The sequence below is a fragment of the Longirhabdus pacifica genome, from assembly GCF_004115085.1.
GTDB classification, from domain to species: Bacteria; Bacillota; Bacilli; order Paenibacillales; family DSM-105158; genus Longirhabdus; species Longirhabdus pacifica.
The window spans coordinates 34,411-52,826 of sequence record NZ_QXJP01000013.1 but is presented as its reverse complement, the minus strand read 5'-3'; the positions used below and the strand labels follow the sequence as shown (position 1 = coordinate 52,826).

General features: G+C 39.1%; 5 protein-coding genes. All 5 read left to right on the top strand.

The genetic code is table 11. The features are described from left to right. Nucleotides 1-304 precede the first annotated feature (304 nt). The 5 genes from icmF (at nucleotide 305) to D1Z92_RS10625 (ending at nucleotide 18,360) form a co-directional block, all read left to right on the top strand. Nucleotides 305-3,574, top strand: a complete 3,270-nt coding sequence (icmF, locus tag D1Z92_RS10645) for a fused isobutyryl-CoA mutase/GTPase IcmF (protein ID WP_128895658.1) — start codon at nucleotides 305-307, stop codon at nucleotides 3,572-3,574. 413 nt (nucleotides 3,575-3,987) lie between these two features. Continuing rightward, the gene (gene asnB / locus D1Z92_RS10640; RefSeq protein WP_128895657.1) at nucleotides 3,988-5,922 is read left to right on the top strand and encodes an asparagine synthase (glutamine-hydrolyzing); all 1,935 of its coding nucleotides are present in this window, start codon (nucleotides 3,988-3,990) and stop codon (nucleotides 5,920-5,922) included. A 106-nt stretch (nucleotides 5,923-6,028) separates the two neighbouring features. Next, nucleotides 6,029-7,264 (top strand): MDR family MFS transporter, encoded by a 1,236-nt coding sequence (locus D1Z92_RS10635; protein WP_164931563.1) that lies wholly within the window; start codon nucleotides 6,029-6,031, stop codon nucleotides 7,262-7,264. A gap of 138 nt (nucleotides 7,265-7,402) precedes the next feature. Continuing rightward, entirely contained in the window at nucleotides 7,403-9,760 is a 2,358-nt protein-coding gene (locus D1Z92_RS10630; protein ID WP_128895656.1) for a penicillin acylase family protein, read from the top strand. A gap of 23 nt (nucleotides 9,761-9,783) precedes the next feature. Then, complete coding sequence (locus tag D1Z92_RS10625; RefSeq protein ID WP_128895655.1) at nucleotides 9,784-18,360, top strand: non-ribosomal peptide synthetase; 8,577 nt, start codon at nucleotides 9,784-9,786, stop codon at nucleotides 18,358-18,360. Nucleotides 18,361-18,416: the final 56 nt, after the last annotated feature.

Sequence of the window (18,416 nt, the reverse complement as noted above, 5' to 3'; positions counted from 1 at the left end):
AAGCCAGGCGTAAAGGTGGATGTATTGTAATTTCTTCATCTTATGCATAGTGGTAATAATTTGCTTGAACAAGTTCAATCAAATGATATAAAAGATGAAGAAATAATAAGAACCAAGTTTACGCCTCAGAAGCCAGGCGTAAAGGTGGATGTATTGTAATTTCTTCATCTTATGCATAGTGGTAATAATTTGCTTGAACAAGTTCAATCAAATTATCTGCTGCGTTATATATACAAAGGAAGGAGTAGTCGCTGGGCGTAGCTACCTAGATGCGATAGGTATAACCTAGTGACGACACATCACAATGAATGACATCTATAAAGCTAAACATGCTATACGTTTTATTACCGCTTCCAGCTTATTTGATGGGCATGATGCATCGATTAATATTATGCGTCGTATATTGCAAGCCAGTGGAGCGGAAGTGATTCATTTAGGACACAACCGATCGGTAGAAGAAATCGTCAATGCCGCGATCCAAGAAGACGCACAAGGTATAGCCATTTCTTCCTATCAAGGCGGACACGTAGAGTTTTTTAAATATATGATAGATTTGTTGAAGGAAAAAGATGCCGCACATATTCGTGTTTTTGGAGGCGGTGGTGGCGTTATCATCCCGAAAGAAATCGAAGCATTGCATGATTATGGTGTAGCTCGTATTTTTTCTCCAGATGATGGACGTGAACTCGGTTTGCAAGGCATGATTAATAACATGCTGGAGCAGTGCGATTTTGAAACTAGCAGCAGTGTGGAGGAAGAATTAGAACAATTGCAGCAAGGTAGTATGGGGGCATTATCCAAGCTTATCACCCAAGTCGAACGGACAGTTCAGAACAAAGACAGGAATCTAGAAAATCCTAACTTTCTAATGAAAGTAAACCACCTGTTGGAGCAGCTTCCAATAGAGAAGATCCCTGTGATAGGGATTACAGGAACAGGGGGATCAGGGAAAAGTTCGTTGACTGACGAGTTGATTCGCCGCTTTTTGAATGAGCTTCCAGCACTTAAAATAGCAGTGTTATCCGTAGATCCTACGAAACAAAAAACAGGTGGGGCACTGCTGGGGGATAGAATTCGTATGAATGCCATCTTCCATCCGCATGTATTTATGAGAAGTCTAGCAACGAGGCAATCTGGATCAGAATTATCACTTGCCGTTCAAGATGCTATACCGATTGTAAAAGCTGCTGGCTACGATTTGATCATCGTAGAAACAAGTGGAATAGGGCAAGGCGATGCAGGTATTACGAATATATGTGATTTCTCCATGTATGTCATGACGAGTGAATATGGTGCCCCTACGCAGTTAGAAAAAATTGATATGATTGACTATGCAGATCTCATTGCGATAAATAAATTTGAGCGAAAAGGCTCGGAAGATGCGTTGCGACAAGTGCAAAAACAATACCAGCGCAGCCATACGTTATTTGAGGAAGAACTAGATGATATGCCGGTGTTTGGAACGATTGCTAGTCAATTTAATGATCCAGGTACAAATACGTTATTCGTAAAATTATTGGAATTAATCAATGACAAGCAAAAGAAAACATGGCATTCCACACTGCAAACAGTAAAGAATGTAAAAAAGCAAAATACGATCATTCTATCCAATAGAAGGTACTATTTAAGAGAAATAAGTGAAACGGTAAGAACATATCATCAAGATGCTTTGCAACAAGAAGAAGTCGCTCGCAAATTATTTCAACTGGATGGGGCAAGAGCGATGTTGCAAGGAGAAGGATCAGCACATAAGGAAGAAAGTGCTCTTACACATTTAATAGAAAAAAACACCCAATCTCTTTCTCCACAATCGAAGGCAATACTAGATGATTGGGAAGAGACGAAGAAACAATATGCAGCAGATGAATTTGTAACCGTGATAAGAGATAAAGAAATTCGCACTGCGCTGACGACGACTTCTTTATCTGGCATCAAAATTCCTAAAGTGATGCTTCCACCATTTAAAGATTACGGTGAAATTTTACGATGGGTATATAAAGAAAATGTACCCGGTGTATTTCCTTTTACCGCGGGCGTGTTTCCTTTTAAAAGAGAAGGGGAAGATCCTAAACGTCAATTTGCAGGAGAAGGTACACCAGACCGTACAAATCGTAGATTTCATTACTTATCCAAAGACGATGATGCGAAGCGTCTAAGCACGGCATTTGATTCCGTTACGTTGTATGGAGAAGATCCAGATTACCGTCCAGATATATATGGTAAAGTAGGAGAAAGTGGGGTTTCGATCTGTACTTTAGAAGATATGAAAAAGCTTTATGCTGGGTTTGACCTTTGTCATCCTTCTACTTCGATCTCCATGACGATTAATGGACCAGCACCGATGATTTTAGCGATGTTTTTAAATGCAGCAATAGATCAGCAACTAGAAAAGAAACAAGAAGAAGTAGGTAGGCCTTTAACCGAAGAGGAAATGACAGTAGTGCGAGCTTTTACATTAAAAACGGTCAGGGGTACTGTGCAAGCAGATATTTTAAAAGAGGATCAGGGACAAAATACGTGTATTTTTTCTACGGAATTTGCGCTACGGATGATGGGAGATATACAGCAATATTTTATTGACCATGAAGTGCGAAATTACTATTCTGTCTCTATATCTGGTTATCATATTGCGGAAGCAGGAGCAAATCCTATCTCACAACTTGCGTTCACCTTAGCCAATGGTTTTACGTATGTTGAATATTATCTCAGTCGAGGTATGGATATCGACAAATTTGCACCTAATTTATCTTTCTTTTTCAGTAATGGGCTTGACCCAGAGTATACGGTTATTGGGAGAGTTGCACGCCGAATATGGGCAACAGTGATGCGAGATAAATATGGTGGTAATGAGCGCAGTCAAAAATTAAAATATCACGTGCAAACGTCAGGCAGATCGTTACATGCCCAAGAAATAGACTTTAATGATATACGAACGACGTTGCAAGCTCTAATGGCCTTGCATGACAATTGTAATTCACTGCATACGAATGCATACGACGAAGCGATAACGACACCGACAGAAGAATCTGTTCGTCGAGCGATGGCAATACAGATGATCATTACGAAAGAACATGGGTTGACGAAGAACGAAAATCCGCTTCAAGGTTCATTTATCATAGAAGAATTGACCGATTTAGTAGAAGAAGCGGTGCTGCAAGAGTTTGAACGCATGGATGAACGTGGTGGCGTGTTAGGTTCAATGGAAATGCAATATCAGCGTGGCAAAATACAAGATGAGTCCATGTATTATGAAATGAAAAAGCATAATGGGGAGCTGCCGATCATTGGAGTTAACACGTTTATGAATCCGAATCCACCAAGCAGTGAAGACGTTAACAATATGGAATTGGCACGTGCGACGAAAGAAGAAAAAGAAACGCAAATATCGCAGCTGCAAGCATTCCAAACTGAGCATGCTCAAGATGGGAAAGACGCACTAGAACAATTGAAGCAAACCGCGATAGGTGGCGGAAATATATTTGCTGCTTTAATGGAAACAGTGAAGCATGCTAGTTTAGGGCAAATTACGAAAGCGTTGTACGAAGTAGGCGGACAGTATCGACGAAATATGTAAGGAGTACGTTCGAAGTCTATCTATATGAAGCATAGAATGATTGCTACTTGATGTGACAAAATTCCATCAGTAGTGATCATTCTATTTTTTTACACCCAACCTAATAAAGGTTATATTTACACTATTATGTAATAATTAGTCATTTTATTGGATATAAACATAAAACAAATATTTACCTATATATTAAAATGATTTAATTTTCTATTATTTTATTAATTTTTTTATAAATTTAGAATATTAATGATTTAAAATCCAAATAATGCTATAATAAGACATACTTTATTTAGTTTCATGTCATCATGTAGTAATTTAAAAATATACCACGTACTAGTGGTATATGGAACATCCACCACTTTGATAGTTTAATAGAAAGCGATTATGATCAACTTTAAAAAAAGAGAGGTTGATGAAAAATGTGCGGCATTGTTGGGATACTTTCCAATCAAAAATCTGTACTAGAAGATGTAGTTAGAAAAGCGGCAGTGAGTCTTTCTCATCGTGGACCAGATTACCAGAAGACGTGGATGTCAGATGATAACACCATTGGCTTGGGACATGCAAGGCTAAGCATCATTGATTTAGTTACAGGAGAACAGCCTATATCGGACTATGATGAACAGATAGTCATTACTGCAAACGGTGAATTTTACGACTATGAGCGGATTCAGAAAGACTTGAAATCACGTGGGCATGTATTTAGGACCAATTCAGATAGTGAAATTGCATTACATCTGTACAAGGAAAAAGGGGTCGCTTGTTTAGAGGAATTACGTGGTGAATTTGCTTTTATTATTTGGGATCAACAAAAACGTCGGTTATTTGCAGCGCGTGATCGATTTGGTATAAAGCCGCTGTACTATGCTATTCAAGACGGCGTACTCTACCTTGCTTCAGAAGTGAAAGCACTGTTTGCTGCAGGAGTAAAGGCAGAGTGGGACAATGAAGCATACTACCAGCATTTATTTTTTTATAAACAAATGAATCGTTCTTTGTTTAAAGGAGTACATCAAGTACCTCCAGGACATTTTATTTTAGCTACCGAAGATGACATAAAAGTGAAAGAATACTGGCAACATGATTATCCTATAGAAGAAAATCGTATGCCTGATAAAAAACCACAAGAATATATAGAGGAAGTACAAGAGGCATTACATGAAAGTATACGTATCCGATTGCGTTCCGATGTACCCGTTGGTTTTCATTTGAGTGGAGGTGTCGATTCCTCTACAGTACTTGGCATTTCACAGCAATATAGTGATGATCCACTCGAGGCATTTACCGTCACATTCGATAATGAAGCTTACGATGAAGGCAAGGTTGCGGAAGAGACGGCAGGCTTTGTTGGTGCAAATTATAACCCACTGCAATTAGATTTTGGAGATTTTGCAGATCATGTAGAAAAAGCGGTATGGCATGCAGAAACGATAGGAATTAATATGAATGGTGTGGCTCGTTATTTAAAAAGTAAAATTTTAAGCGAAAAAGGATATCGAGTTGTTTTAACCGGAGATGGAGCGGATGAAATATTCGCAGGCTATATTTTTTCTCGAATTGATATGTTTTTACAAAGTGTTGAAGGATTAGATCGAGATACAAAACTTAAAAAATTAGAGCAATTTCTTGCAGAGAATCCTTCCTACAATCATCTTCCCACGCATCATTATCTTGATCATCAACTACCAACATTTCAAAAAGAACTAGGTTTTTCACCATCTTGGATTCAGGCGGTGGATGTTAGTCGCAAACCTTTACAAAAGATGCTATCCCACCATTTCTTATCTGAATTTCAACATTATGATATTCATCGACATTTTCTCGACGGCGTAAATGTTGGAGAATTGCAAGGTAGAAATTATTTGAATCAAGGGATGTATATTTGGAATAAATCGATTTTACCGAATCAAATTTTGTTTGCAGAGCGTTTAGATATGTCTCATGGTGTTGAGATACGGATGCCACTATTAGATCACAAGTTATTTGAACTCGTTAGAAGTTTTCCTACTTCGATGCTCATTCATCAATACAAAGAAAAGTACGTGCTGCGAGAAGCAGCAAAACCGTATTTAAGCCCTAATGTGTATCAAAAACCAAAACAACCTTTCTTAGCTCCACCATCCACACTACAAAGTAATAATAAACTCCATCAATTAATGCAGGATATGTTAAGAAGCGATGTCATGAAACAAGTTCCTTTTTTTGAACAAAAGCAAATCATTGGGTTGTTGGATCATCTTCCAAACATGCCAAAGAACGAACGTATTATGACGAACACGGTATTGTTACTCGTACTAACAACATGTATTTTGCAAGATCGTCTTATGAATGCATCCGAACTAGTCAAATCTTAAAATGTTTTCCCCTCATCATCTTTACATCCATCAATGAAATTACAATCTACCATGCATCATTTTATACTGTTTATACTATTCTATTTACTATATGAAGGAGAATGTAATGTTAAAGAAGTGGCAATCCTTTATTCAAGCTTATCATCCACTAGTACATACCATTTTAGCGGGAATGATTTTGTTATCTATTGCTAGAGGAATGAGTATTCCTTTTTTAGCTGTATATTTAGCAAAAATGACTTCGTTAGAGCCGAGTGAAATCGGTTTCATTATTGGATCAGGAGCTATTGCAGGTATGTTTGGTGGGTTTGTTGGCGGAATACTATCGGATTTTATTGGTCGTAAAAAAGTGATGATTGGTAGTTTGTATGGACTTTCTTTTGTTTTTTTTGGATTCGTGTCTACCAATAATACGTATGCTTATTTACTATTAAGCATTCTACTTGGTTTATGTATTTCTTTTTTCGATCCCGTATCCAAAGCGTTGATGGGAGACTTAACTCCTGAAGAAAAGCGAATAAGAGTGTTTACGTTACGATATACCGCTTTTAATATTGGTTTTGCGATTGGTCCTTTGATCGGTATTGGGTTATCAAAAATAAATGATAGTATTCCTTTTATTTTCGGAGGGATATTGTTTCTTGTTTATGTAGCCATCCTACATATCGCATTCAAAGTGTTTAAGTATCGCCAAGTGCATACCAATCAGGAAGAAAGAATATCGGTGAGGAGGGCAGTTAGCGTCGTTAGAACAGATAAAGTGTTGTTGCTGTTCATAGTAGGGAGTATGTTAACCATTAGTGTAATGGGAGAAATGTCCGTTACGCTTTCGCAATTTTTAGAAAAAAAATTAGTAGATGGTGTTCAACTTTTTGCTGTGCTTATGAGCACAAATTCCATTGTTGTCATCGCGCTGCAATATCCGATTACACGCTGGGCGGAACGTTTTAATCCATTGAGAAATGTTGTGTTAGGAAGCATTTTGTTGGCAATTTCGGAAGTTGGTTTTGCTTATGTTGGAACGTGGACATTATTTATTTTGGCGATGGTAGTGTTTACGATTGGTGAAATATTGATTGTTCCTTCCGAATATGTGATGGTGGATCGAATTACACCGGATGCTATGAGAGGGACATATTATGGGGCGCATTCCTTTAATGGTTTTGGAAATTTTATAGGTCCGTGGTTTGGAGGAGTGTTGTTAACCGTTTATGGAGGTACAACGATGTTCAATGTTTTCGGTGTCGTGGCACTGCTTAGTATTTTCTTCTTCTGGTATGGACAAAGATTGTACGATAACAAAAATGAAAAAATAGCCCCTAGTCCATCTATCAAGTCATAACTTACAGCCTTCTGCGTTACATCTCCCATTTAAATACATTCAAATACTACCAACGTGATCAACATTTTAATAGATGTTGGTGCTAAATCATGCAGTCACTATTTAGTTCATATTCATTTTATATAAAGGAGTGCCGGAATGAAAACGAAAGAAAAGGTGATGGAACAAGCATTAACCCGCAGTTTACCACCGCTAGAAGGCAACATACCTTTCCAAGGATTAGAAGATGTAGTAGATGTGTATAGAGATGAAAGGGGTGTGCCTCATATTGAAGCTAGGAGTCACGGGGATCTCTTTCAAGCACAAGGATACATTACTGCACAAGATCGTTTGTGGCAGATGGATATGACTAGACGTTTAGCAAGTGGTCGCTTAAGCGAAGTGTTAGGAAGATCCATGCTGCAAAGTGACAGATTGTATCGCAAACTGCAATTAAAACAAGCTGCGGAACAAAGTTTAACTCAGTATGAGGAAGAAACGATGAACATATTGTTGCGCTACGCAGAGGGAGTAAATCGTTACATAGAGCAGGCAATACAAGAACAGTGTCTCCCCATTGAGTTTCTTATATTAGACTATCAACCAGAGCCATGGAGTGTAGTAGACACTTTTGTCATGGGTAAATTGCTCTCGTTCAGTCTTGCTGAGAATTTCAAATCCGAAGCGTATCGGTATGAACTTCGAAAAATAGTTGGAGATAAGTTAGCCCAATCATTATGGCCAACTTACCCAGACGAAGGCTTTATTACGGTAGGTAATAAAAAAAATAAGAAAAATAAATGTAGTCATACATTTGATATGTTACCTGATGAAAGTAAGTTGCACATGAAAGAGCTTTTTATGATGCTCTCAGGAAAAGAAGAAAAGCAAGGATCAAACGGTTGGGTCTTATCGGGACAACGTACCAAATCGGGAAAACCACTACTAGCAAATGATCCGCATATTGATATGCAGACGCCTGCTACGTGGTATCAGACCCATTTATCGAGGGTTGATCATCAAGAAAAATTCCATGTTATTGGAGTAACGTTACCCGGTGTTCCAGGTATTGTATTAGGCCATAACGATCACATCGCTTGGGGCGTAACGAATGCCATAGCAGATGCACAAGACTTATATATAGAGCAGTTGCATCCTGAGGATGACCATAAAGTAAGATATCAAGGTGAATGGGAATGTATTACATGTAAACAGGAGATTATCAAAATAAAAGGGGAGGAAGACGAACATATTGAGCTAAAAATGACCAGACATGGTCCTATATTAATAGAAGACAAAAAAAAGGAAATGACCGATGATGTTCGCTATGGCTTAGCATTAAAATGGACCGCATATGAAGAGAGCAAAGAAATTGCAGCATTTTTAAATATGAACACTGCAGTAGACTGGGAGACATTTAAACAAAGTATCGAACATATTTACAGTCCCGCGATGAATGTGCTATTTGCTTCCAATGACGGAACCATCGCTATGAAAACGGTAGGGTTAATACCCATTCGTGAAAAAGGAGATGGACTTCTCCCTGTTCCAGGATGGACAGAACAATATGAATGGAAAGGTTATGTACCATTTCATGAGCTACCAGAAATAGTGAATCCAAAAGATGGGGTCATTGTTAACGCTAATAATAAAATAGTAGACGATCATTACCCACATCACATTACACACGCTTGGGAATCTCCCTATCGAGCTCAGCGGATTTATGATGAGTTACTTCAACATGATGAGTGGACAGTAGAAAATACCCAGCAACTACAAGTAGATCAAAAAAACTTACATGCAGAGAAGATATTACCTCTACTTCTAAAGCGAGTGGAAAAGAATGAAATCCCCAATCAAATAATGCCAATTTTACAACACTGGAATTGTGTCGATGACAAAGATCAAGCAGCCCCGCTTTTATTTCAGCTATGGTATTCAAAAATAAAACAGAACATATTTCAACCTTTAATGGGTGAGGTGTTATATCCATGGATGGTAGAGAGTACGCATGTTTTGGATAGCATGATTGTGGAAGCATCGCTAGGAAAAGAAAATGATTGGCTAAAGCAAAGCGGTGGTTTGACCTCCATTGTAACGAAAAGCTTAGCTGAAACGTGCGATCAAATAAAAAAATTACAAGGCGACAATCCTGATAACTGGAGATGGGGCAAGTTTCATCGTCTTGCTTTTTTCCATCCACTGCACGAGGTGATGGATCAAATTGGTATGAATGTTCCAACACCTATGGTGGAAGCTGGGGGTAGTAAAACCACAGTAGGATTAATGGGGAATAATGCAGAAGGTTGGATTCAGTATAGTGCTCCATGGAGGATAGTAATTGATTTAGATGATATACATCATCAGGCTTTTGATATTCTTACGCCAGGACAATCAGGTCATATGGCTAGCCCATTTTATCAAGATCAAATGATGCCACATATAGATGGAAAGTTATTACCGCAGTATTTTAAGTCTAATCCATCAATGAATAAACTTACTCTTTATCCAGTTTAGATGAAAAGAGGAATGATGAAAAAATGAAATCGTTCATGCAGGAAAAACTAAATACAATGTCTTCACTAGTACAAGTTTTACAGACCAGAGCTGAGGAGCAGAAAGATAAAGTAGGTTTTTATTTTTTAGAAGATGGTGAAAGTAAACAGCACGGGATGACATATGGAGAGCTAGATCAGCAGGCAAGGGCGATAGGGGCATGGTTACAACAACATCATGCTGCAGGTGAGCGAGTGATTTTATTATTTCCAACCGGACTTGATTATTTGGCCGCATTTTTCGGTTGTTTATACGCGGGCGCTGTTGCCGTTCCTGCTTATCCTCCAAGTTCTAAAAGGTTAATGCCTCGCTTGCAAGGAATGATTGAGGATGCAAAAGCGGCTGTTGTTCTTACCACATCTAAAGTAAAGAGTAAATTAAAACAAGATGTGCTGCCATCGCTTCATGCGACGGATTTAAATTGGTTACTGTTAGACGAAATTCCTGATCGTATCGAAGAAGATTGGAACCACCCACAAGTCCATCGGGAAACAACAGCTTTTTTCCAATATACATCGGGTTCTACGTCTACCCCTAAAGGTGTTGTTGTCACGCACGGAAATTTACTACATAATTTAACGCTTATACATGAGGCGTTTCGTACAACAGAAGAAGATCGATCCGTCATTTGGCTTCCACCTTATCACGATATGGGTTTAATTGGTGGCTTGTTACAACCGCTTGCCGTAGGTTTTACCGTAACGATATTTTCTGCCATTGATTTTATGCAGCGACCGTTAAGATGGTTAGAAGCGATATCGAACAGTAAAGCGACGATTAGCGGAGGGCCTAATTTTGCTTATGATCTTCTTGTTGAACGAACAACGCCACAGGAGCGAGAACAACTTGACTTGAGTCACTGGAGAGTTGCCTTTAATGGGGCAGAGCCTATTCATGCAGAGAGTATTCGCGATTTTTCTGAGGCATTTGCTTGTGCTGGCTTCCATCAATCAGCCTTTTTTCCCTGCTATGGCTTAGCAGAAACGACGCTATTTGTCTCTGGAACACCTGCATCTGGTTTCCCTGAGATGAAAACGTTTTCAGCTTCAGATTTAGAACAGGGCAAAGTGTCCATGCTTGTTTCAGAAGAGGAGCAGGGGAAAGAAATAGTAAGCTGTGGCGGGATTCCTTCCGGTCATAAAGTAGAAATTGTGAATCCACATACGTTACAGCGTTGCGCTGCCCATGAGATTGGGGAGATTTGGGTTTCTAGTGACAGTGTAGCGAAAGCATATTGGAATCGGCAAGAAGCTACAATACAAACATTCAAGGCAACATTACAGGATGGTGAAGCACACTACTTAAGAACGGGTGATCTAGGATTTGTAATGGACGGCCACCTTTATGTCACAGGCAGGGTGAAAGATCTTATTATTATTCGTGGAAGAAATCATTATCCTCAAGATATAGAGCTAACAGCGGAAAAAAGTCACGAAGCGCTAAGAAAAGGGGCATGTGCAGCATTTTCAATCTCTGTTGATGGAGAAGAGAGATTCATAGTAGCTATCGAAGTAGATCGTCATTTTAGGAAGATAGACGTATCTGAAATATCGAGAACTGTTCGTCAGGCTGTTGCAGAACATCATGAAGTTCAAGTCTACGGTGTGTTGTTACTGAAGTTTGGCAGTATCCCAAAAACATCAAGTGGGAAAATACAGCGTCATGCATGTCGTGACCAATATGTTAATGAGCAGTTGATGTTAAAAGGCAGTGACGTTTTACAGATTGAATCATTGCAAGGGAACGAAGTAGAACAAGCTATACTCACAGAGCAGCAGGTCATAGACTTACCTGAATCCAAGAGACCACCATTAGTACAACACTATGTGAAACACCAACTTGCAACATATATGAAAGTATCTCCACAGAGTATAGATGACACACATCCATTACATCACTGGGGAATGGATTCTCTTGTATCTACGCAGTTGCAAACACAAATAGAAAGTGACCTAGGTGTCGTATTTGAGCCCTCTTATTTACTTGAAGGACCAAATGTCCGTACGTTAACAGAGAAGATAATTCAGCAAATAATAGACAATGAAAAAACACAAGTGCTTTCATTAAACCAAATGGATGAAACTTCTGCTTTCCCTATGTCACAGGGACAACAAGCACTGTGGTTTCTATATAAGCAGTATCCAGAAAGTACAGCGTATCATGTTGCGAAAGCATTCAAAATGGAAGGGCCTCTTGATATGGAGGCAATGCGGCAATCCTTTGATCAGTTGATAAAACGCCATAGTATATTACGAACGGTGTTTTATGAAAAAAATGGCGAGCTTTTGCAACATGTGATAGAGGACATTGCTTGTGGTTTTGAAGTGATTGATGCAGCAACTTGGAGTGAAACAGAGCTAACACAACAACTGACAGAACAAGCTAAACGTCCTTTTGTCCTAGAACAAGGGGATACGATGCGAGTTTACATTTATGCGCAATCTCATAACAAATATACGATGCTGTGGGCTTTTCATCATATGGTCATCGATTACTGGTCACTAGATGTATTATTTAACGATTTATCGCATGTGTATCGCAGTGTAAAAAGAGAAGAAGAGAGCGGCTTAACAGCAATTTCTTTATCGTTTGCTTCTTATGTGGATTGGCAAAATAAATGGATGAAAAGTGATGAAGGAAAGACAGCAATGCAATATTGGGAACAAGAATTAGCTGGCGAACGAACGATGTTGGAACTGCCTTTGGACTATCCGAGGCCTTCCGTACAGCGTTTCAAAGGTGCTGTGTCCCAACTTAGGATCAATAAACAGGTGACAGATAAATTGAAACTGCTTTCACAACAAAACGATGTGACGTTATTTCATACTCTTTTGGCAGCATACGGAACGTTGTTGTATCGCTATACACAGCAAAGTGACTTTATTGTTGGTACGTATATGGCTGGTAGGACACGTGCAGCATTAGAACATATAGTGGGGTATATGACGAACGCAGTGCCTATTCGATTTGAAATGGAAAAAGAAACGACATTTCAGCAGTGCCTACAAAATCTAAACAAAAAAACGTTAGCTGCCTACAATTATCAAAATGTTCCATTTGATGCATTAGTAAAGATAGCACAACCAGAACGTGATGCAAGCTATTCACCTCTGTTTCAGACAGCTTTTGTGATGCAAAATATCGGAAAGTTTCAAAAGACACTGGCTCCTTTTACAGTAGACTGTGAGTTTGCGGAAGTAGATGTAGAGGAATTAACTTTACAATCTGTTCCTATCGATATGGATGCATCTCAATTTGATCTAACTCTAATGGCAGCAGAGTCAAATGGAGAAGTTGTCATTAATTTTCATTATAATACTGACTTGTTCGCTTCTGATTCGATCAAGAGAATGACAACACATTATGAAACATTACTAGCAGAACTTGCACATTCGTTTCAACATGTGGTGCAACGAGTAAATATTTTACCTGCAGAAGAGATAAAGCAAGTTGAACAATGCAGTAGCGCAAAAGCTAGCTATGAGGTAGAGCTTACGTTATCACAACAGTTTGAATTGCAGGTGAAAGCATTCCCAGCTCGCACAGCAGTTATATATGAACAACAGCGATGGACCTATACACAGTTAAATGAGAAAGCAAACCAATTAGCACATGTGTTGAAACATAACGGTGTGAAGTCAGGCTCGCTCGTTGGAATTAGTATGGAACGATCACCGGATATTGTCGTAGCCATTTTAGCACTTTATAAGGTTGGGGCTGCATATGTTGCATTTGACCCTACCTATCCAGATGAACGATTGCAGTATATATTGGATGATTCCAACATTACGTTGATGTTGACGCATGAACAATCAAGAGAAAGATGCTCTTCCCTCCCTGTGGAGATCCTTTGTTTAGATAGAGATGTGGAATTATTAGAAAGTCAAGAGAAGGAAAATATAAACCATTCACTACAACCTAATGACCTCGCGTATGTGATTTATACTTCAGGATCGACGGGAAAACCAAAAGGTGTCATGGTCAACCATCATAATGTTGGACGATTATTCAAAGCGTGTTCAGCAAATATGAACTACAGCGAAGAAGATATATGGAGTATGTTCCATTCCTATGCTTTTGATTTTTCTGTTTTTGAAATGTGGGGTGCACTCTTACATGGTGGTGCATTACTCATTGTTCCTCACCATGTTAGTAGAGAACCCGAACAATTTTATAACCTAATTCAAGCAGAGAAGGTGACGGTATTAAGTCAAACGCCATCCGCATTCTCACAATTAATTCATATACAATCTCATGCTGAACAACGATTACCTTTGCGATATGTTGTTTTTGGTGGTGAGAAGTTAGATTTTCCAATGTTACAGCCATGGTTTCATCAGTATGGTGATCAACATCCTACATTAATTAATATGTACGGTATAACCGAGACAACTGTTCATACTACGTTTTACCCTATCACCGCAGCTGATGTACATCATACGGTAAGCAACATTGGTCGTCCTCTCCCAGATTTGCATGTACTTATCATGGACCAGCATAGTAATTTGATGCCACTTGGGATGAAAGGCGAAATGCTGGTTGGAGGAGCAGGGGTTGCTCAAGGGTATTTAAATCGACCAGATTTAACGAAACAACGTTTTATAGAGAAGAATGGAATGAAGTATTACCGTTCTGGTGACGTAGCAAGGTATTTAGCTGATGGTAACTTGTCTTATTTAGGTAGGATGGACGATCAGGTGAAAATACGCGGGTTTAGAATCGAGTTAGGGGAAATTGCTGCGGTATTAAAACAATATCCAGCTGTGCGAGAGCAAGTCGTAACGGTAAGAGAAATTGCAGATGGCAGTAATAGATTAATTGCGTTTATCGTACCAGAAGACCATTCTTCTTTTTCTATGAATGCATTACGTGATCATCTTCACGAGAAACTACCAGAATATATGGTTCCTAGCATCATGAAAACAATAGATTCGATACCACTAACTATCAATGGAAAAATAGACTATAAATTACTTCCTGATATGGATTTATTTTCAATAGAACGAACATCTTATGAACCGCCAACGACTTGGAAGGAAGAAATATTGGTGATGATTTGGGAACAGGTTCTTGATGTGAAAGGGATTAGTATTGATGATAATTTCTTTGTTATTGGTGGAGACTCTATTCGAAGTATTAAAGTATCTTCACTAGCGAAAGAGAAAGGCATGCAAATTAGTTTAGAAGATATATTTCAACATCAAAGTATTCGACAGTTGGCAAGGGTAGTTGGAGATAGTGATGTGCAAGCATTAGATCAGCAGCCGCTAACACCTTTCGCCCTCGTATCAGAGGAAGACCGCTTACAAATAGCGGATCATATTTTAGATGCTTACCCTATTCCGGCAATACAAATGTCCTTCTACTTCCATAGTGAATCTTCTTCGCACTATAAGGCCTATATTGAATCATTTAAAGTGAAAGGGATATTGGATGAAGAACGTTTTAACGAAGCAATTAGAAGAGCAGTTAAGCGCCATGACATACTGAGAACGTCCTTTGATGTTTCTTCCTACAGTGAACCGTTGTTGCTAGTGCATCCTCATTCTACTATTACATTGCACATAGTAGACATAAGACATTTAACAGAAACAGAACAGCAAGCTTCATTGACGACATTTTTACACGAAAATGAACGAGCGCGGTTTCATTGGGAAAAGCCAGGATTATGTCGCTTCCATGCTCATCGTCTTACAGATGATATTTTTCAAATTACGATGTGCGAACCTTTATTGGATGGATGGAGCGCGGCTACATTACTATCAGAGGTGCTTACGAGTTATTCCGAATTATTGAAAGATGAACATACACCGGAGTGGCCTCCGTTACAGGCCAAATTCAGCCGCTACATTCAGTTGGAAAGAGAAACAACAGCATCACCAACATCACAGCAGTTTTGGGAAAATAAACTACATGATGTTGCTGCTACTAAAGTTCCACGTTGGGAACGTGCAGAGGAAGATAAATCTACACTAATGCAAGATCGCATGCATGTGACTATATCGGAACAGCTGTCCGCACAATTAATTGCGATGTCTAAACAGCTTGCTGTACCGCTAAAAGATATGGTATTGGCTGCTCATATGAAAGTCGTCAGTGTGCTAAGTGGGCAAACGGATGTCGTGACTGGTGTCGTGACGGGTGGCCGACCAGAAGAAAAAGATGCGGAAAAAGTACTAGGCTCCATGGTGAATACGATGCCAGTCAGAATGGATATTACAGGAGCAACGTGGGAGCAGCTTATACAGAAAACATTTGAAGCAGAAAGGGAAAGTTATCCTCATCGACGTTTTCCATTGGTGGAATTACAGCGCCAATATAGTGGCGGAGGTAGAATGTTTGAAACGATTTTTAACTATACACATTTTCATGTTTATCAACAATCCATCCATGCAAGTGAAATAGAGATCTTGGATGGATGGCATCAAGAGTCGGCTTATGTTCCACTTACGACTCAATTTTCTGTTAACCCACAGACGTCTACCTTAATGTGTGTATTAGACTTTTATCCCGAAGATTTGAGCTTGCAGCAAGTGGAGCAAATCGGACAATATTACGTTCACACGTTGCAACAGATGGTAGATACGCCATATGACCAACACGAACAGCATAGCATACTATCTTCCCAAGAATGGAATAGTCTCATTGGTAGTTCTGCAATAGAGTGGAACGATTTCCCTGTAAATCAATGTTATCATCATTTATTTGAACAACAGGCGGAGAAAACCCCAAATGCTATTGCCATATTGGATAAAGATGAAAGTATAACCTATGGGGATTTAAGCAGACGTTCCAACCAACTTGCGCAGCATTTACAGCATATAGGTGTGCAAAAAGGTGCATTTATTGGATATTTTGGTGAACGAAACATGGAATGGGCGATTGCCATGCTCGCTATCTTTAAAATAGGTGCAGTTTATATCCCATTAGATCCTAAATATCCAGAGGATCGTTTGAAGTATATGGTGGAGCATGCAGAGATGAGCGCTTTAATAACGTATGATCGTTTACAACATCGCATTGCTGTTCCCGGATTGCAAAAAGTGTTATTAGACCAAGACGAAAATACTTTTGCATCCTATCCAATAGAGATGCCACAAATAGAGATATGTGCTGATGATTTGGCTTACGTCATCTACACATCAGGCTCTACAGGGAAACCAAAAGGCGCCATGATTGAACATAAAGGGTTCGTCAATCATATTTATGCCAAATTAGAAGTATTACAAGCGGGAGAACATGACATTGTAGCTCAAAATGCTTCACAATGCTTCGATGTCTCCGTATGGCAGCTTTTGATGGCATTAGTGGTTGGGGGGAAAAGCTATATTTTGCCAGATGAAGCAGAGACGGAACCTTCCTTATTACTGCAAGAAATGGACGCTGCACAGTTATGTATTTTAGAGAGTGTACCTACGGTGCTGCAAGCGATGATGGACGCTATAGATTTAGATCAAAGCGTGAAGCCAGCATTTGATAAGCTACGTTATCTTGTCGTTAGTGGTGAAGCACTTTCTCCTAGTTTAACGAGACAGTGGTTCCATCACTACCATATCCCAGTCATTAATGCTTGTGGAGCAACGGAATGCTCTGATGACGTCACGCACCAAATTATTAATGAAGCACCTCATGAAGAGGTAAAGGTAATGCCCATTGGACAAGTCATACCAAATAGTAAATTATACGTGTTAGATACAGCACTAAAGCCAGTGCCTATCGGTGTTCCAGGAGAACTTTGCTATGGAGGGGTTTGTGTTGGTCGAGGTTATCTTCATGATGAAGAGAAAACGGCTAAAGCTTTTGTCAAAGATCCTTTTATTGATGATCCAAATGCACGATTATACCGTTCGGGAGATATGGTTCGTTTAAGACATGATGGATACCTAGAATTTTTAGGGAGAATGGATCATCAAGTGAAAATACGTGGTTTTAGAGTAGAGCTAGGAGAAATTGAAAACGTATTGAACCAACATCCTGCAATCCAGCAAGTGATAGTGAAAGATTATACAGACGAACAAGGGACGAAGCGTCTTGTTGCCTACTTTACAATCCATACAGATACGGACACTACAATAACTGTGAACGACTGGAAAGCATATATGAAAAAACAAATTCCTGACTATATGGTTCCTTCTTTCTTCATACCGTTAGAGCAGTTTCCAATGACACTCAACGGAAAAGTAGATCGTAAAAAATTACCGATTCCTTCGTTGGATGATATGGATAAAAAGATAGTACAGCCTGAAACGGAGTTAGAGAAAAAAGTAGCTTCCATTTGGGGACAAGTGTTAGGTTACTCCAATATAAGTTTGGAAGATGACTTTTTTGAGCAAGGTGGAGAATCCTTGTTAGCTACTCGCTTGATTTCTATGCTGCGGAAACAATTTGAAATTGAATTGCCTATTCGAACATTATTTGAAACTTCAAAGCTAGAAGCATTGATTGAAGCGATTAAGGTAGAAAGTGATTTTCAAGAAGATGATGAACTGCAAGATCTATTGGAACAATTAGATGAATTATCACCAGATGAATTGGAAAAAGTGTTGAAATCACAATCTTAACTTTTGCAGAAATGATGGAGGTATAAGTCCACTATGTGCTTGCCTCCTCATAGCAA